Source organism: Phormidesmis priestleyi ULC007, assembly GCF_001895925.1.
Lineage (GTDB): Bacteria > Cyanobacteriota > Cyanobacteriia > Leptolyngbyales > Leptolyngbyaceae > Phormidesmis_A > Phormidesmis_A priestleyi_A.
Genome location: NZ_MPPI01000005.1, coordinates 38,683 through 55,488, shown reverse-complemented (window position 1 = coordinate 55,488; position 16,806 = coordinate 38,683). Strand labels below are relative to the sequence as shown.

Annotated in this window: 16 protein-coding genes; 9 read left to right on the top strand and 7 right to left on the bottom strand. The window is 48.3% G+C overall.

All coding sequences use genetic code 11. The features are described 5' to 3' along the window. The first annotated feature begins 70 nt into the window (after positions 1–70). The 3 genes from BRW63_RS06190 (at position 71) to rnc (ending at position 3,381) form a co-directional block, all read left to right on the top strand. Positions 71–1,894 carry an aspartate kinase gene (locus BRW63_RS06190; protein WP_073070045.1) on the top strand — a complete coding sequence of 608 codons (1,824 nt, stop codon included), beginning with the start codon at positions 71–73 and terminating at the stop codon, positions 1,892–1,894. 412 nt (positions 1,895–2,306) lie between these two features. Next, the gene (locus BRW63_RS06185; protein ID WP_073070044.1) at positions 2,307–2,534 is read left to right on the top strand and encodes an HNH endonuclease; all 228 of its coding nucleotides are present in this window, start codon (positions 2,307–2,309) and stop codon (positions 2,532–2,534) included. Between the two features lie 166 nt (positions 2,535–2,700). Further along, entirely contained in the window at positions 2,701–3,381 is a 681-nt protein-coding gene (rnc, locus tag BRW63_RS06180; RefSeq protein ID WP_073070043.1) for a ribonuclease III, read from the top strand. A gap of 438 nt (positions 3,382–3,819) precedes the next feature. On the opposite strand, the gene groL is transcribed toward rnc, so the two are convergent. Beyond that, positions 3,820–5,505: a chaperonin GroEL gene (gene groL / locus BRW63_RS06170; RefSeq protein WP_073070041.1), complete on the bottom strand. Its 1,686-nt coding sequence runs from the start codon at positions 5,503–5,505 to the stop codon at positions 3,820–3,822. A 227-nt stretch (positions 5,506–5,732) separates the two neighbouring features. On the opposite strand from groL, the gene BRW63_RS06165 reads away from it, so the two are divergent. Next, positions 5,733–6,635 (top strand): DMT family transporter, encoded by a 903-nt coding sequence (locus BRW63_RS06165; RefSeq protein WP_073070040.1) that lies wholly within the window; start codon positions 5,733–5,735, stop codon positions 6,633–6,635. 14 nt (positions 6,636–6,649) lie between these two features. Here the strand turns inward: BRW63_RS06165 and BRW63_RS06160 are convergent, their stop codons facing one another. Together BRW63_RS06160 and BRW63_RS06155 are read right to left on the bottom strand one after the other, a co-directional pair. After that, positions 6,650–7,948 carry a DMT family transporter gene (locus BRW63_RS06160; protein ID WP_073070039.1) on the bottom strand — a complete coding sequence of 433 codons (1,299 nt, stop codon included), beginning with the start codon at positions 7,946–7,948 and terminating at the stop codon, positions 6,650–6,652. A 91-nt stretch (positions 7,949–8,039) separates the two neighbouring features. Continuing rightward, complete coding sequence (locus tag BRW63_RS06155) at positions 8,040–9,314, bottom strand: inorganic phosphate transporter (protein WP_073070038.1); 1,275 nt, start codon at positions 9,312–9,314, stop codon at positions 8,040–8,042. 678 nt (positions 9,315–9,992) lie between these two features. Between BRW63_RS06155 and BRW63_RS06150 the strand changes: the two genes are divergently transcribed. Both BRW63_RS06150 and BRW63_RS06145 read left to right on the top strand, forming a co-directional pair. After that, positions 9,993–10,196, top strand: a complete 204-nt coding sequence (locus BRW63_RS06150) for a hypothetical protein (protein ID WP_317615801.1) — start codon at positions 9,993–9,995, stop codon at positions 10,194–10,196. A gap of 172 nt (positions 10,197–10,368) precedes the next feature. Continuing rightward, complete coding sequence (locus BRW63_RS06145) at positions 10,369–10,599, top strand: DUF4351 domain-containing protein (protein WP_083582751.1); 231 nt, start codon at positions 10,369–10,371, stop codon at positions 10,597–10,599. Between the two features lie 128 nt (positions 10,600–10,727). On the opposite strand, the gene BRW63_RS06140 is transcribed toward BRW63_RS06145, so the two are convergent. Both BRW63_RS06140 and BRW63_RS06135 read right to left on the bottom strand, forming a co-directional pair. Then, a complete protein-coding gene (locus BRW63_RS06140; RefSeq protein WP_073070036.1) occupies positions 10,728–11,552 on the bottom strand; it encodes an SDR family NAD(P)-dependent oxidoreductase in 825 nt (274 codons plus the stop codon). Positions 11,553–12,050: 498 nt separating this feature from the next. Beyond that, complete coding sequence (locus tag BRW63_RS06135) at positions 12,051–12,764, bottom strand: YdcF family protein (protein ID WP_317615800.1); 714 nt, start codon at positions 12,762–12,764, stop codon at positions 12,051–12,053. Between the two features lie 251 nt (positions 12,765–13,015). Between BRW63_RS06135 and BRW63_RS06130 the strand changes: the two genes are divergently transcribed. From BRW63_RS06130 to BRW63_RS06120, 3 genes are all read left to right on the top strand, one after another. Beyond that, positions 13,016–13,870 carry a response regulator gene (locus BRW63_RS06130; RefSeq protein WP_083582750.1) on the top strand — a complete coding sequence of 285 codons (855 nt, stop codon included), beginning with the start codon at positions 13,016–13,018 and terminating at the stop codon, positions 13,868–13,870. Positions 13,871–14,095: 225 nt separating this feature from the next. After that, positions 14,096–15,130, top strand: coding sequence for a hemerythrin domain-containing protein (locus BRW63_RS06125; protein WP_223257308.1), 1,035 nt, complete (start codon positions 14,096–14,098; stop codon positions 15,128–15,130). Positions 15,131–15,274: 144 nt separating this feature from the next. Then, complete coding sequence (locus BRW63_RS06120) at positions 15,275–16,327, top strand: glycerate kinase (protein WP_073070032.1); 1,053 nt, start codon at positions 15,275–15,277, stop codon at positions 16,325–16,327. Here the strand turns inward: BRW63_RS06120 and BRW63_RS29475 are convergent. Further along, the gene (locus BRW63_RS29475; RefSeq protein ID WP_262983526.1) at positions 16,297–16,431 is read right to left on the bottom strand and encodes a hypothetical protein; all 135 of its coding nucleotides are present in this window, start codon (positions 16,429–16,431) and stop codon (positions 16,297–16,299) included. The two genes, BRW63_RS06120 and BRW63_RS29475, sit on opposite strands and share 31 nt — an antisense overlap. Positions 16,432–16,608: 177 nt before the next feature. Beyond that, on the bottom strand, positions 16,609–16,806 hold the full coding sequence (locus BRW63_RS06110; protein WP_073070030.1) for a hypothetical protein: 198 nt from the start codon (positions 16,804–16,806) through the stop codon (positions 16,609–16,611).

The following is a 16,806-nucleotide window of genomic DNA, read 5'->3' as shown; positions in this document are numbered from 1 at the left end:
AGCGCGATAAAATCAAAACCTTAAAAGAGCTTCGGAGGCTGAACCCTTCGATCGTAGGAAACCAACCGTCATGGCGTTAATTGTTCAGAAATATGGGGGCACCTCGGTGGGATCGGTTGATCGCATTCAAGCGGTCGCCCAGCGAGTCATCAAAACCGTCAACGCTGGAAATTCAGTCGTCGTCGTCGTTTCCGCGATGGGCAAAACCACAGATGGGTTAGTCAAATTAGCTAACCAGATCTCCACCAACCCCAGTCGGCGCGAGATGGATATGCTGCTCTCAACGGGTGAACAGGTGACGATCGCTCTCCTCAGCATGGCGCTGCAAGCACTCGGACAGCCTGCCGTTTCTCTGACTGGCGCACAAGTTGGCATCGTCACCGAAGCCCACCACACCCGCGCCCGAATTTTGAACATCGCCACCGATCGCTTAGAGCGTCATCTCAAAAGTGGTGAAGTGGTAGTCGTCGCCGGATTTCAGGGGGTCAGCCGCACCGAAGATCTAGAAATTACGACGCTCGGTCGAGGCGGCTCAGACACGTCAGCCGTCGCCCTTGCCGCCGCCCTCAAAGCTGACTTTTGCGAAATCTACACCGATGTTCCGGGCATTCTCACAGCAGATCCGCGACTGGTCGAAGACGCTCAATTAATGACCGACATCACCTGCGATGAGATGCTAGAACTCGCCAGCTTGGGGGCAAAAGTTCTGCATCCTCGTGCGGTTGAGATCGCCCGTAACTATGGAATGCCGCTTGTCGTGCGTTCTAGCTGGACAGACGATCCAGGCACTTGGGTGACTTCTCCGACTCCACAGCCGCGATCGCTCGAAGGATTAGAAATTGCCCGTCCGGTCGATGCTGTCGAGTTTGACACCGATCAAGCCAAAGTTGCTTTACTGCGAGTGCCCGATCGTCCAGGGGTTGCCTCGCGCTTATTTGGTGAGATTGCAACTCAGAGTTTAGATGTTGACTTAGTGATTCAGTCAATTCACGAAGGCAATACCAACGACATTGCATTTACCGTTAGAAAAAATTCTCTCAACCGTGCAGAAGCGGTTGCCAATGCAATCATTCCAGCGTTAATGGGCAATCAGGCTTCTAGTTTAGAAAAAGCTCCAGAAGTAATGGTCGAGCAGCAGATCGCCAAAGTGACGATCGCTGGAGCCGGGATGATTGGTCGTCCGGGAGTCGCTGCCCAAATGTTCTCGACGTTAGCCAATGCTGGAATCAATATTCAGATGATCTCGACTTCTGAGGTCAAAGTCAGTTGTGTGATTGATCAGAAAGATTATGAAAACGCGATCGCGACGCTCTGCCAAGCGTTTGAAATTACTCAGTCAGCGATCGATCATCAGCCCAAAACCCACGACTCAACCTTCAACACTCAAAATCCCGTTCGCGGGGTTGCGTTGGATCTCAAGCAAGCCCAGTTAGCGATTCGTCATGTGCCCGATCGTCCGGGTATGGCTGCAAACGTCTTCCAACTGCTTGCCGATCACAATATCAGCGTCGATATGATCATCCAATCTCAGCGCTGTCGAGTGCTCAATGGCATCATGACACGCGATATTGCCTTCACTGTTGCCCAAATGGATGCAGAAGCGGCTCGGACTGTTTTAGAAAAAGCGGCTCCTGAATTAGGTTATGGTGAAATTTTGGTGGATGTGGTGATCGCTAAGGTCAGCATTGTCGGCTCAGACATGGTTGGTCAACCCGGAGTCGCAGCCCGGATGTTTGACGCATTGTACAAGCAGAAGATTAATATTCAAATGATTGCAACTTCTGAAATTAAGGTCAGTTGTGTCGTCGCAGAAGATCAGGGAGTGCTGGCGCTGCGAGCGATTCATCATGCCTTTGGTTTAGCAGGAAGCCAGACCATCCAGGTTTCAGCCTAAATAGCCCGTTAGCACTCTAAGTTATTCGTGAGAGCGCAAAAGAAATATTGGCGAGACGCGATCGCAAAGAAGCGTGAGTTTTCGATACTTGACAATCAAAACTAGCTGTGTTTGTATTGAGTCATGCAGATGAATATCAATTCCTAGATGTTCGTCTCATGGGCACTATCTCTGATCCTCAAGTCAATGCACACCCAGTATTCTGGTCTAGCGTTTTCTGAGATGTGAGATTCTATTTCGGGTAAACGCTGGTTCAGCATACTGGGTATGCGCTGGTGTGAGGCTTTGAGATAGTGCGTTTGAGACGTTTACCATTAGGTGACAAGTTAGTGATTTCCTCAACAAGTGGGAAGGAACTGATTATGTCCGATATTCCGATGCTACTAAACTCTAGTAGTCAAGGAAATTTGACATGAACTCTAAGCAAAGAAAGTCTAAAAGAACTCAATTGACCCACAAGTTTGGTTCTCATTGTTTTTGGAGTGGGCGTTGCTTGCTCACAGAAGAACTGACCCTCGATCACCTGATACCGAAGAGTCGAGGTGGCTCCAATTCACTAGAGAACTTACGACTCGCCTGTTTTTCATGCAACAACTCTCGTGGAGATAGCCTTTTTCCACCTCGACAGTCATGTAAGTAGCTGGGTCGCCCTTCTTCTCCAACCTCTTTTCTGCCCTAGAAGAGGGGATCTGGATCGCTCCCCTTCTCACGGCATGGAAGAAAAGGTTGGGGGATGAAGGTGTTACAGACAATTGCGCTTTCTTGTTTCCACCCAAATCAGTTTTTAGTTAATACAACCAGAAAAAATGCACAAACTTTTGATGTTTAATGACGAGAAACTTCTGCGTCGATCGCTCACCCATCGTTCCTACGTCAATGAAAATCCTGGAGAAAATGGAGACAACGAGCGACTGGAGTTTTTAGGTGATGCAATCCTCAATTTCGTGAGTGGCGAGTATCTTTATCGGGTTCATCCTGAACTGGGAGAAGATGAAATGACCCGACGACGAGCCGCACTCGTAGACGAAAGACAATTGGCTAAATTTGCCACTGAGGTTGGTCTAGATTTCAGAATGCGATTAGGGCAAGGTGCAATCCGCGATGGTGGCTATCAAAATCCGAATCTTCTTAGCAGCACTTTCGAGGCAGTCGTTGGAGCTTATTATTTAGACCACGATCGAGATATTGAAGCATTGCGTCCTTTAGTCGAACAACTGTTTAACTCTGTACCTCCAGAAGTGATGATAGTTCGCTCAAATGTAGACTCAAAAAACAAGTTTCAGGAATTCGCGCAGGCGAATGATGCAACAATTCCGAAGTATGTCACAGAACAAATAGGTGGAGCAGACCATGCTCCTGAGTTTGCTTCTAGAGTTTATGTGGGCAACAAACTTTACGGTGAAGGGAAAGGTCGTAACAAGAGAGATGCAGAAAAACAGGCGGCTGAAGATGCTATGTCCAAGTTGAAGAAACGAAGCTTGCTTTGATACAGCAAATTAACGAAGGCGTAACTGAAATTTTACCCATCAGCGTTGATACCCATTTGATTTGTGAAGGCGGCAGATCCGCATGAGAGCGGCAGTGCCATGCCCGGACAAAAAGCATGGCATGCCGTGCCCCGTCGGATTGAACGATCGATCGCAATTGCCTCCGAAATTGGTATGAACAAATGGAAGCAGGTGTGTTCGCCTTTGGGCACTAAAAAAACGTCAGTTCGACGAGTTTTTTCGCTGCGTTGTCAGCGGCTTCTGCCCCCTAAATCCCCCATTCTGGGGGACTTTGAACCGGAAATTTTGGCTTGAAGTCCCCCAAACTTGGGGGATTTAGGGGGCACGACAAACTGTAACGAAGCCGTCGAATTCACGTTAAAAAAGGAGCCGAGCGCGCTACACGATCGACCCCTTTCAAATTAATTTAAGTGGGGACTACATCATACCCATACCGCCCATGCCGCCCATGCCGCCCATACCACCCATGCCGCCCATGCCGCCCATACCACCCATATCAGGGGCACCACCACCGGCCGCAGACTTCGGCTCAGGTTTCTCGACGACGAGCGCTTCTGTAGTCAGCACCATACCTGCGATCGAAGCCGCATCTTGCAGCGCCGATCGGACGACTTTTGCCGGATCGACAATTCCAGCAGCTACTAAGTCTTCATAGGTGTCGGTTAGCGCGTTGTAACCCATGTTGAAGTCTAAACCACGCACTTTCTCGACGACGACAGAGCCTTCAACCCCTGAGTTGTCGGCGATTTGTTTCAGAGGCGCTTCTAACGCTTTCATCACAATGTTTGCGCCGATCGCCTCTTCATCGATCAAGGTTTCTTTCAACGCTTCGAGCTTGACAGCTAAGTGAAGCAGCGTAGCGCCGCCTCCCGGAACAATGCCTTCTTCGACTGCCGCTTTGGTGGCGTTGAGTGCGTCTTCGATGCGAAGCTTGCGGTTTTTGAGTTCGGTTTCGGTAGCGGCACCGACTTTAATCACCGCGACACCACCCGCGAGTTTCGCAATTCGCTCCTGAATTTTTTCGTGGTCGTAGTCGGAGTCAGAGCGCTCCATTTCACTCCGCAGTTGAGCGACTCGCTTCTGAATGTCAGCCGCATTATCGCCACCTGCCACGATCGTGGTGGTATCTTTCGTGATCGTGACTTTGCGAGCAGAACCCAGCATTTCTAACGTCACCGTATCCAGGCTCAAGCCCATTTCTTCAGAAATCACCTGACCATTGGTGAGAACGGCAATGTCTTGCAGCATCGATCGGCGACGTTCGCCAAAGCCAGGAGCTTTAATCGCTGCCACGTTTAGTACGCCGCGCAAACGGTTAACTACCAGCGTAGCCAGGGCTTCTCCTTCAATGTCTTCGGCGATGATTAGCAGAGGTTGACCCGCGCGGGCAATCTTCTCCAAGACCGGAATCAAGTCTTGAATTGAGCCAATCTTTTTGTCTGCGAGTAAAATCGCGACATTCTCGAATTCGGCGATCAGACGCTCAGTGTCGGTGATGAAATAAGGGGAAAGATAGCCGCGATCGATCTGCATCCCTTCAACCAAATCCATCTCGGTGGCGAGAGACTTTGATTCTTCGACCGAGATCACGCCGTCTTTGCCGACTTTATCCATCGCTTCAGAAATCATCGCCCCGACTTCTTCGTCACCGCCAGAAGAAACGGTTGCCACTTGGGCGATCGCGTTGCCTTCAACAGGCTTGGCCACGGCTGCGATTTCTTCGACAATCTTGGCGACAGCTTTTTCAATGCCGCGTCTCAAGCTGACTGGGTTAGCCCCTGCCGCTACGTTTTTCATGCCTTCACGAATTAGCGCTTGGGCAAGCACCGTTGCGGTCGTAGTGCCGTCTCCAGCCAAATCTTTGGTTTTAGAGGCGACTTCACGAATCAGCGCCGCACCTGTGTTTTCGAGCGGGTCTTCGAGTTCGATTTCTTTGGCGATCGTCACCCCGTCATTGACGATTTGAGGTGCGCCAAACTTCTTTTCTAGCAGTACGTTGCGCCCCTTGGGACCCAGCGTGACTCTCACAGCATCGGCAAGAGCGTTTACTCCACGCTCAAGCGACTGACGAGCTTCATCTTTAAAGACAACAATCTTTGCCATATTCAGTTTCCCAGTTCTCTACCTAGAAATTTAGCACTCGTTAAGGCAGAGTGCTAATTAAGATTAGATCGGAAAACCGTACGACATGGGTAAATAATCTTCAAACAGGCCCGATCGACTGACATACCGATTTGATTGACGTGACAGATTCGCATGAGGACACGGCAGTGCCATGTCCCTACCACCGTTTGATCGGTTGCAATTATTTTTGAAATTGACATAACATCATGAAATTTTTCACTCAGCCGACGGGTTGGCAAACTGTGCTGGTCTTAACGATCGGAATTTTGGCAGTTTCGACCGCAGCAGTTTTAGTTCGGTTGGCGACTCGTGAAGCCCAGCTTTCGGCCGTCGGATTTAGTTTAGTGTTAGCTGCGTCTCGGTTAATCATTGCTTCTGGGGTGCTGCTTCCTACCTGGCAAACTATTCGTCGCAACCCTCCCACTCGATCGGCATGGCGCTATGCAACAGCCGCCGGAGTTGCGCTTGCCGCTCACTTTGCCACCTGGATTACGTCGCTGTCTTATACGTCGATCGCGGCTTCTACCACGATCGTCACGACGACTTCGATTTGGGTAGCGTTGCTTTCGTGGCGGTGGTTTGGCGAGAAACCCAACCGGGTCACGCTAGCAGGCATCGCGATCGCGCTGATTGGCGGCATCACGATCGGATGGCAGACTTCTGAGGCGACAGGCACGAATCCGCTTTTAGGCAATGGGCTGGCATTGGTCGGAGCCTGGACAGCCAGTTTATATCTTTTGCTAGGACGAGAGGCACAGCGACGGGATTTAGATGTGAGGAGCTATGTCACGATCGCTTACAGTGTGGCAGCGATCGTACTGTTGCCTTTACCCTTGCTTGCGGGAGCTTCCTACACGGGCTATTCACCGCTCACTTATGGATTGATTTTGCTGATGGCGATCGTGCCTCAGCTCATCGGACACACTAGCCTCAATTGGGCGGTTTGCTGGGTGTCTCCAACGTTGGTATCGGTGCTAACTTTGTTTGAGCCTGTTGCGTCGAGCGGGTTGGCATTGGTGCTGTTTGGAGAAGTGCCAGGAATCCAAGTGCTTATCGGAGCAATGATTTTGTTGATAGGGGTGGCAATCTCGATCGCCGCTAACCGATAAATTCTCTTTGACTTCTATCGACTCGCGGTTTCTGGCTTGATAGGGTTTGTGGCTTTCACGAGTCGCATCCGCTCAAAGCTGAGAGCAGTCACCCCGATCGTCACCAGCAAAATGCCAAACACTTGCACCTGCTGCAATTGACTATGAATGATAATAGCCGCCAAAACTGCTGTGATCACCGGGCCGCTAGAGGCAATAATCGACGATCGGGCCGCGCCCAGATACCGCACCCCAAAGTTATTACTCAGATAGCCGACTAGCGTTAATGCGCCCAAAACCAACCCACCGACAAAAAATCCTAGCCGCTTTTCGGGTAAGATGACGACTCCCAACTGGAGCGGCAGCGTCAGGCTGAGGCTCGACAAAAACAGAATCGTGACAAACTGCACCAGACTCACCGGAACGGGATGCAGTTTACGAAAGCCAAGCTGCATAAAGATCAGATAAAACGCAAACGCAATTCCTGCCAAAATAGCCGCAAAGACTCCACCAGAAGTCACCATGCTAGTCCTTGCTAAGTTGGGCAGTGCCGCCATAATCACGCCTACCAAAATCGCCACCATCACCGCTAAACGTAACCGAGTCGGACGATCACCAAAGAGCCACCACGCTAACGGCACGGTTACTAACGGATACATAAATAGAATTGTGACGGCAGGGCCAGGGCCGATTTGCCCGATCGCAATATAGATCAACACCTGCGACAGAAACAAAAAGCCACCACTGCCAATCACGTTAAACAGCGCCCGACGATCGCGATCAAGCACCAATTTTTTGATGTCTCTCCAAACTTGTGGGTAGATAAATGCGGCGATCGTAGCCATCAAGGGCACCACAATCAGCATTCGCATCCATAAAATTAGCAGCGAGTTGCCAAGACTGGGCTGAATGAACCCGCCAAAAGGCATCAGTCCCAACAAGCTAATCGGGCTGCCAATAATGATTTTGACGACCACATTGTGAACCGACAGCGCCAAGGTAGAGATCAACACAAACCATAGCCCGATCTGAAGCTGAGACCGCAGACGAGGTTCTGCGTTGAGCGGCAAAGGAGCGGCAGGAAATTCTAGTGGAATGGGCTGCGCTTCGAGGGCTTGTGAATGGGTTTGTAGGGTCTGATATCGGGCTTGCAGGTTTGCAATATCTTGAATTAGCTGCATCTTCTCAATTTGCAGCCGAGTCACATCTTGAGACAATTCATTGGCCGTGTTGTGTTGCAGTTCCTTTAGATCCTGGGTGCCTGAACCCAAACCAAATTTTTCTGGTTTAGCATTCTCATTCCCTGAGGGGTTCGATCGACTATCCTCACCCATTGAATTTCTATCCTCTAGCCTGTAGTGCACAAATCATCGTTTAGTCTTCACAAAAGCTTTCATTTCCTTGTTTGCTATTGTTCCCCATAAATTACAAGATCTGCACGAAATAGGTTGTGATCAAAAACTGAGCGACGGCGAAAATTGTGGCACTTAGCCCAGCCGCGATCGGAATGGTAACTAACCAGGTTAAACCAATCGATCGCAAGGTTTTAAACTGAATTGATTTTAAGCTTTGAATGAGTCCGATACCGACGACCCCTCCCACGAGAGCATGAGACGTGGAGACGGGCAAACCCAATCGAGATGCCACTAAAATCGTTGCAGCGGTTGCCAACTCAGCGCAAAATCCGCCACTGGGCTGAAGTGCGATAATGCCTTCTCCGATCGTGGCGATTACCTTCTTTCCCATCACGGCTAATCCAGCAACGATCCCGATGCCGCCAAGAACCAAAATCCACAAGGGAACCTGAAAGTTTTGCAGCGGAACGGACTTAGTTTGAGTAATATAAACAATCGCTGCCAAAGGTGAAACAGCATTGCCGACATCATTTGAGCCATGGGCAAACGCCACAAAACAAGCGCTCAGGACTTGAAAACGAGCCAGTAAAGGTTCAGGGTTTTGAATTTTGGCTTGGGTGTTTTGATCTAACTCTCGCCAGATCATAAGAGTTAGCGCGATCGCGCCGCCGCTCCCGATCAGCAACGGCAAATCATGAGCCGGAATGTCTAGCTCGAAGCGATCGCGCAAAATCCTCTGAAGAGGTCGGCTCAACGTTGGCAAGACAATTACGCCAAAGATGCCCATCAGAGCGGCACTTAGCCAGGGAATCCATTCTCGAAGTTGGGTGATCGGGTCGGGCTGATCAAGAATCCAGTGTTTGATTTGGCTGTAGAAGAGAGCGGCGATCGTGCCACTAATTAGAGGAGTAATCATCCACGTCAGTGAAATTATGCCGATCGATGACCAATCAACGGCACTGGGGCTGAGGGCAACACACGCGAATCCGGCGATCGCGCCTACAGTTGCATGAGATGACGACACCGGAAAGCCGAAAAGTGTGGCGATGTTGAGCCAAACCCCAGCCGAAATCAAGACGGAAACCATCCCGACTAATAGAATCTGAGGCGTTTGAGCAAACAAAGCGGGATCGACAATTCCAGTTGCTAACTTTGCAGAGACTTCTTGCCCAAAGACAACCGCCCCGGTGAATTCCAGAATCCCCGCGATGATTAGGGCTTGTTTGAGGGTGACTGCTTTGGAGCCAACAGAGGTGCCCATTGAGTTGGCAACATCGTTTGCGCCAAGGTTCCACGCTAAATACAACGCCAAAACCGCAGTAATCGCGATGACAAAATCTTCCATAACTTTGGACGTGAATAGTGGGTTGTAGAGCTTGCTGTATTGGCGTTATGTCAGTTAGCGTCAGAGAATGCTGCATTAGTCCTCTGCACTATGGTTACGTAGGCAATTATTGTTTCAAGTTCATTTTTGTGGAAAAAGGTTGTGTCTTTCGATATCACAGTGAGATCAAAAATTTTGCCCCTCACAATCACCTTTACTTGTTTCCTCTCTACATGGCAAGTACGGCTATTTCTGATTGAATATTCTTCTATTTACGTAGGAACTGAGGTAGATTAGTATTAATTTACACACCGTAAACAAGAGAGTCAGAAAATGGGATTTAAGGTAAAGCCAAAACATTTTAAGCAAGTGTAGAAAGTTACTTATAAAGCGGCTCCGATCGCTCTTATGGTTGCTGAGGTTGTGTTTCCTGCCTCAAAAGCTGTGCAAGCTGCTATGAAAGTTGGAAAGATCTTTTCCTAGCTTTCGCGAAATCTAATTTTTAAGTTGGCAAAGGGTGAAAGAATACTTTCGCCCTTTTGTTATGTAAAGCAGGCAGTTTAAAGGTATGTCCTAAGCGCACACCGTCTACAATTCAATTAGTAAGACGCAAACAGGAGCAACCTTTGTGGAAGTCCGACAATCACGATACAGCAAAGAAGAATTTGCTCAACGCGGACGCAATCTTACGAATCAAGTGTGCGTTCACAAGTTGAAGCAGGTAATCATGGCAAAATTGTGGCGATCGATATCGAAATGGGAGCCTTTGAGGTTGCCAAGAACAGCTTGACCGCTTCAGACCTCTTACTCGCTCACCATCCTAATGCTCAAATTTGGTTTGTGCGAATCGGGCATCGCGCTGTTCATCGGATTGGTTTTTCTGGGTCGGTTGAATCACGATGATTTTAGGGAACGTAACCGCAAATCGTGAGGCAGTCATTCAGATCGCAATAGTTGGTGAGAATAAGCGTCTCAAGAGTGTGAGAGCAGTCATTAATACAGGATTTACGGGTGAAGCTTGAAGGGATAGCGGGTGGCGCGGTGATTATTTCCGCCTTGTTGTAGTTGCAGCGCTATCAAAAACTGGATTACAAACTATCAAGATATTCTGCAAGAAGGCAGACAAGAAGAAGCCCGATCGCTCGTTCTGCGTCTCCTCGATCGTCAAGTAGGAGCTTTGCCAAAAGACACCCAAGCACAAATTAATTTGCTTCCACTCAATCAGCTAGAAGCGTTAGGAGAAGCCTTGCTCGACTTCACGCAGCTAACGGATCTAGAAGTCTGGCTTGAGCATTTGCAGAATTAAGAGCAGATAGCCAGTTCCCAAACCCCCTCTTATATAAAAAGAGCCTCCGCGGTCTAGGAGGCTATCGTGAATGCAATTTGTTGCCGATGTTTCAAGAGCGAAACCTTGAAACTCTCGATTAGAAGGGTTTAATGAGAATCTGCTCTAGCCTCTCTGAGTCTTGCGTCGAGTGCCTGACGATTTTCGGAAAGGGGGGCTGCTAATCGTGAAACGTTTTCAACTAGCCAGGGCATCAGGCGGTTGCCCAACACTGCAAGATGACTTTGCCATCCTACTAAAATTTCTGGCGAGTTCTTTTCGAGTCCCACAATCAGGGTTTGAGCCACTTTTTCAGGCGTAGTCGGCATGACCCATCGAAACCACTGAAAGTTCTGAACCATTTCTGTATCAGTCAGAGAAGGCAGCAGCGCGATGACTCGAATGTTATGGGCTGCAAGTTCTCCCCGCAGCGCTTGAGTGAATCCCAAAATGGCAAACTTGGTTGCGGAATAAGTCGCCATCGTTGGAGCGGCAATTTTTCCCATGAGGCTCGACACATTGACGATCGTGCCTTGTCGTTGCACTGCCATACGTCGAGCGATTAGACGAGTGATGGTGTACATCCCCATGAGATTGAGGGCAATCTCTTCTTGCATTTGAGGCAGTTGTGATTGTAAGAAGGGCGTTTGGTGGGCAACCCCTGCACAATTGACGAGAAGATGAATCGGCCCGTTATCGCGCCAAGCTTGAGCAACGGCAATGTTGACTTCTACCGGGTGAGCCAGATTTAAAGCGATCGGAACCGCTTCAACTCCCAGGGCTTCGATTTCAGTTGCTACTTCGACTAAACGTTGATGGGTTCGTGCCACTAAGATCAGCCGTTGCGCTCCTTGTCGAGCCAGTTCCAGCGCGATCGCCCGTCCAATGCCACGAGAAGCGCCCGTAACGAGAACGGTCTTTCCTTGAATATTCATGCTAACGCCTCCAATTTTGGGCTTTTGTAGTGCTCTCAGCCTTTGCCAAACTGATAGAAGGGGCAAAGAACTGAGAGAAGTCTTTGAGTGGGGCTTTAAGTTGAGTGCCTGTTGCTCCGATCGATATTTTGCTGTGGTTCGCTCCTACAGCCAATTCTGGGATTCAGAAGGTGGGGTTAGAGTCGAGAGTGTAAAGCATTAGACACAACTCCTAAAGACGAGAATCAACCCGTCATCACTGAACCTGCACACCTTAACAAAGGCATCAAGTAGTCGCAACACTTATTAACAAAAAGCTGAGATTGTGATATTCCGATACAAAGCTTTCAGAAACCGACCTGATTGAGATAGCGAAAGTAAAAATGCATTCGCTTCGCAGTCACCCGATCCCCGTCAGTTTTATGAAGATTACTTCAAGTTGATGAAAGATGAGAAAGCCTCTAATCTAAGAAGCTATCTGAGCGAGGCACTGCGATCGCTGATGCAAATAGTGACAGACTAAACCCATCCTCGCAGCCAATATACGGCGATTCCGACATATTCTTTTAAAGCTCTGGTGGTGCGTCGAAGTTGGTCAGCATCAGGCAGAGCATCAAGAATGTTGGCTTCTGTAGTATTGACTTGCTGTGGGTCAAACTGGGTGGATGTAAAGTCTGTGGGAGCCGCGATCGCCTCCATTCCCAGCTTCCTAAAAATCATCAGCGATCGCGGCATGTGCATCGCAGAAGTCACCAGCAACACCCGACGAATTCCTTGAGCCTCCATAATTTGTTTGACGTTGACCGCATTCTCACGCGTGTTGAGTGAGCTAGGATCTTGCAGCATCGCCGACCGAGGAACGCCCATTGGCTCCAGCAAAACTGCCATATCCTCAGATTCGGCGCTGCCACTCCTGCGCCAATCAATGCGTCCGCCACTCAGAATGAGACGCGGAGCTTTTCCGTCTCGATAGAGTTTGGCAGCATAGAGCACTCGATCGCCCTCTTCTCTAACTTCCACCCAAGGACGCGGCGCTACGGCAGACTCCGTACATCCACCGAGGACTACGATCGCGTCTGTTTTGGGCAACTCGGTGGGGAGATTTTGAAACTCTAGCGATCGCGCTAACCCATCGCTCACCCTAGCGTTGCTGCCCAGCAAAAGAATCAGCAACACTGCCACGATCGGAATTGCAGCCAGTCGAGGACGTTTCCACAACAGTAAAAACGCCACTATTAGTAATAAACATGACAACCCCAAGGGGTAAAAAAGCAGAGGCAGCAGTTTTGAGACAAAGAGAAACATAGGAACCGTTTAAAGATCGTTAGCCATCGTGTTGAAGGTTGTGCAAAGTGGGGAAAACTATATAATAGGTGACTAATGCTACCCGTATATCGACGACAGGAAGCCTAATCGGTTCTTTATCAGGGTGCTCTTGGCATTACACCGTTGCCTCCGTTCATCGACCTATCACTGGCTGACCCATGCGACGACAGCTTGCGCCTGCAATAACTTACTACATCCGTAGACTTCTCCATCAGCATCACGATCGTTTGACGTTTCCAGTCGTTGACAGCATCGGCAAAAAAGCAGATGCCAACACAAACTTGGGCGAGATTCTTGCCAACCTGTATGTCAAAGCGCAAAAAATTGACTCGGTGATGTTTGAAATCGAGCGACTTGCTTTGCTACATCAGTCTCTTAGCCAAGCCAGTGTTAAAGACCTACAAGACCTTCAGAACGTCGAGAAACAGATTTTTGGGCTATTAGGTTGCGAACTTAAGGGGCTGGCTGGTTCTATGACTTTTCATGGCAACACTACACTGGCTTACCCAAATCGCCACTCTAGCCACAACCTCGAAAAAACTCCTCACCTCAGAAGCGTTTTGATTGTAGATGCTGAACCTGCTAGTCGCCATTTGTTGACGACTGTGTTGAACTATCACGGCTATCGAGTTCACACCGCAAATGATGGTAGGGAGGCAGTAGAAAGCGTCCAACGTCTTCACCCCGATGCAGTTTTGCTAGATGTGGTGTTGCCTGATATCAACGGCTATGGAGTTTGTGAACAATTTAAGGTCGATCGCTCAACTCAAAAAATTCCAGTTCTGTTTGTGAGCGCTGTTAACAATGTTGCGAGCAAAGTCCAAGCTTTTCAGGTAGGCGGTGTTGACTACATTACAAAACCGTTCCACGTTGAAGAGGTTTTAGTTCGCGTTGAACACCAGGTCAATCTGCGCTGTGTGCAAAAGCAGCAAGAAGAATGGATAAACCACCTTCAGCGAGAAATTCAAGAACTCAAGCAGACAAAAGCCCGATCGTATCAAACCACCCTGTGATTGAATCGGGACGAGCCGCCTTACTTCTGCAATTATTTTACGATCGTAATTTGTCTTGACTGACATTAAGTTTCTTCTCCCTCTAGAGTCAGATCATGAATTCGTTAAGCAGTCTGTTTGAGTCAGCCAACAGAAGGATGAACGAACCCGATCGCTATGCCAACCTTTAAGAGATAAGACAAAGGCCGATTCAATTATCGCTCATTGGAGAATGGAAAAATGGTAATGACACTTGATGATACAAAGCGTATGGCGATCGCCATGAAGCTTTCTGATATGAAGGCGGTTCAAGAGCTTCTAATCTCTAACGAGCAAAAATTTATCTCGGCTGTAAATGACAGTGACATTGCCGATCGTTTGAGAGACATGCTCAAAGATGATCAAAAAAACTTGGGTGTTTTAGATACGGTGATGGTGCAATATGGCGTGAAGTCAGAACCCAAAGAAACCGTCAGTGAAATGGTCAAGAAACTTGATCAATTGATGTCAGAATCTAAGCTGACCATTTATGAAAAAGTCTTTCAGCATGAGCTTTTAAAGCACCAACAAGTGATGACCGGAATTGTGATTCACAAAGCGGCTCAAAAAGTTGGGGCTGATGTGGAGGCTGCTATCACTCCGCTTAACACAATCAACTTTGAAAACCGTGCTCACCAAGAGCAACTCAAAGGCGTTCTAGAGGTTTTAGGGGTTCGTGAACTAACTGGAATGGAGGCCGATCAAGGACTGTGGGCACGGGTGCAAGACTCGGTTGCTGCGCTGACAGGCGTTGTGGGTAGCGTCATCACTCAAACCAGCGACAAGTCTGACATGAATCTTCAGGATGTGATTCGGATGGATCACCAGAAGGTAAATACCCTGTTTATGCAGATTGACGCGACTCAAGATCCTCAAAAGCGGCAGGAATATTTTGGTCAAATCTACAAAGATTTAAATGCTCATTCTCGCGCTGAAGAGGAAGTTGCTTATCCCGCAGTTCGAGGCCGATATCCCGACGGCGACCTTAAAGAACTCTATGATGAGCAAGCCGAAATGAAGGTGCTCTTGGATCAAATTCGTTCTTTGAATCCATCTTCTGAAGATTTCATGAATGCGATTCATCGCCTAAAAGATATCGTGATGGATCACGTCCGTCAAGAAGAAAGCACTTACTTTGCTGCCATTCGTGACAACTTCAGCAGCGCAGAAAGTGAGCAGTTGGCGACTCAATTCAAAGCTGCAAAGAGCAAGATTCAAGATGAAATGAGCGCCAAAAAGTAGTGCTTGTTTATTGATGTTCTCTGAAGTAATCTAGCTTTAGAAAATTGCTTTTGTGAACGATCGCGGGAGAGTCCTTTGACCCTCTCGCGATATTTTATGGTTAGATGATAGTAGACTCATGCTCATCTTTTAGCCCTAAATCTTATGGATTCTCTAAGTCAACTTTTGCAGAATCTTATTAAAGAAAAACCGATCGATAAAATTGCTCTATCTCTTTCAACTTTAGCGTTACAGGATCAACAACGCGCTCAAGCGTTTGGTATCACCACCGAAAATATTAACCCAATTATTGATTTTAGACTTCAATTATTTAAAGCAATCTATCCTGATTTTGTTAAATTTTGCCAGCAAAAACTCAAGCTTGAAACGGCTCTCAATGAAACTCTTTGGGATTTGTGGTTGCCCTTGGCGATTCAGATTGCTGATTGGCGTAAGCAGCAGATGCAGCCCCTAATTCAAGGATTTTTAGGCGGACAGGGAACCGGAAAAACAACTCTCACAGCCATCTTGACCCTAATTTTGAGTCATTTGGGATATTCAACCGTTAGCTTATCTTTAGATGATTTGTATTTGACTTATACCAATCGCCAAGTCCTTCAATCTCAAGATCCACGTTTAGCTCGTCGTGGGCCTCCTGGAACTCATGATCTCAAACTTGGACTGCAAGTATTAACCCAACTCAAACAAAACCATTCACCCGTAAACATTCCCCGCTTTGACAAATCGCTGTGGAATGGAGCGGGCGATCGCGCTCAGTCAGAAGCGATTTCAAAGGCTGATATTGTTCTGTTCGAGGGCTGGTTTGTGGGTGCACGTCCGATCGATCCAGCTTTATTTGAAACGGCACCTGCACCAATTTTGACAGAACTCGATCGCGCCTTTGCCCACGATATGAATACTCGATTACGCGATTATCTCCCGCTGTGGCAGCAAGTAGACCGTTTGATTGTGCTCCATGTCCCTGATTATCGACTCAGTAAGCAGTGGCGCAAGCAAGCAGAGCATCAGATGATTGCTCAAGGTAAACCGGGTATGTCAGATGCAGAAATCGACGAATTTGTTGAATACTTCTGGCGATCGCTCCACCCCGAATTATTCATCACGCCACTCATTCAAGCTTGCGATTTAGTCATTGAAATTAATGCAGATCATTCACCCGGAAGCGTCTATCGCGGAACGGGAGACGATTTTTTCTGAAGGTACTGCACCAGTCCCAATCCCAGCAAAATGGGCACGATCGCTAACCCATTTCTCAGACCAGAGTCGATATCTAAACTAGAAAAAGCGTTGAAGTAGGTCATGCCCAAGACTGCACACCAAAAAATCAAGTTCGATCTCTTTTGACGCTTAGAAGAAGACATAAGGTTAGCAAAACTGCGTATTAAGAGTGCCACGAAACCTTAATCTCTAGTAAAGTTGCTTATTTCTCTGAGTGGAGATAGAAGGATTTCACGGGAGAGGAGCGCGATCGCCCTCTCTCACAAATTCTTCATTGCTACAAATGTATCGGAATTCTCGCTCGACAGCCGTTGCTTCAGATCAGTCAGCAACTCTTCGAGCGCTAACACGATCGCCCGTCTGTCATAGCTCATCAAGGTTGGGTTGCTGAGAGTTTCGCGGATCGCCGTGCGGACGATCGCGACTTCGCATGGATCAATGCGCCGAACTGGGTTCAT

Excerpts from the sequence above, each read along its gene's own strand:
- BRW63_RS06190 (WP_073070045.1), top strand. The coding sequence starts at position 71 with ATGGCGTTAATTGTTCAGAAATATGGGGGCACCTCGGTGGGATCGGTT.
- BRW63_RS06185 (WP_073070044.1), top strand. The coding sequence starts at position 2,307 with ATGAACTCTAAGCAAAGAAAGTCTAAAAGAACTCAATTGACCCACAAG.
- rnc (WP_073070043.1), top strand. The coding sequence starts at position 2,701 with ATGCACAAACTTTTGATGTTTAATGACGAGAAACTTCTGCGTCGATCG.
- groL (WP_073070041.1), bottom strand. The coding sequence starts at position 5,505 with ATGGCAAAGATTGTTGTCTTTAAAGATGAAGCTCGTCAGTCGCTTGAG.
- BRW63_RS06165 (WP_073070040.1), top strand. The coding sequence starts at position 5,733 with ATGAAATTTTTCACTCAGCCGACGGGTTGGCAAACTGTGCTGGTCTTA.
- BRW63_RS06160 (WP_073070039.1), bottom strand. The coding sequence starts at position 7,948 with ATGGGTGAGGATAGTCGATCGAACCCCTCAGGGAATGAGAATGCTAAA.
- BRW63_RS06155 (WP_073070038.1), bottom strand. The coding sequence starts at position 9,314 with ATGGAAGATTTTGTCATCGCGATTACTGCGGTTTTGGCGTTGTATTTA.
- BRW63_RS06140 (WP_073070036.1), bottom strand. The coding sequence starts at position 11,552 with ATGAATATTCAAGGAAAGACCGTTCTCGTTACGGGCGCTTCTCGTGGC.
- BRW63_RS06130 (WP_083582750.1), top strand. The coding sequence starts at position 13,016 with ATGCGACGACAGCTTGCGCCTGCAATAACTTACTACATCCGTAGACTT.
- BRW63_RS06125 (WP_223257308.1), top strand. The coding sequence starts at position 14,096 with ATGACACTTGATGATACAAAGCGTATGGCGATCGCCATGAAGCTTTCT.
- BRW63_RS06120 (WP_073070032.1), top strand. The coding sequence starts at position 15,275 with ATGGATTCTCTAAGTCAACTTTTGCAGAATCTTATTAAAGAAAAACCG.
- BRW63_RS29475 (WP_262983526.1), bottom strand. The coding sequence starts at position 16,431 with ATGACCTACTTCAACGCTTTTTCTAGTTTAGATATCGACTCTGGTCTG.
- BRW63_RS06110 (WP_073070030.1), bottom strand. The coding sequence starts at position 16,806 with ATGAACCCAGTTCGGCGCATTGATCCATGCGAAGTCGCGATCGTCCGC.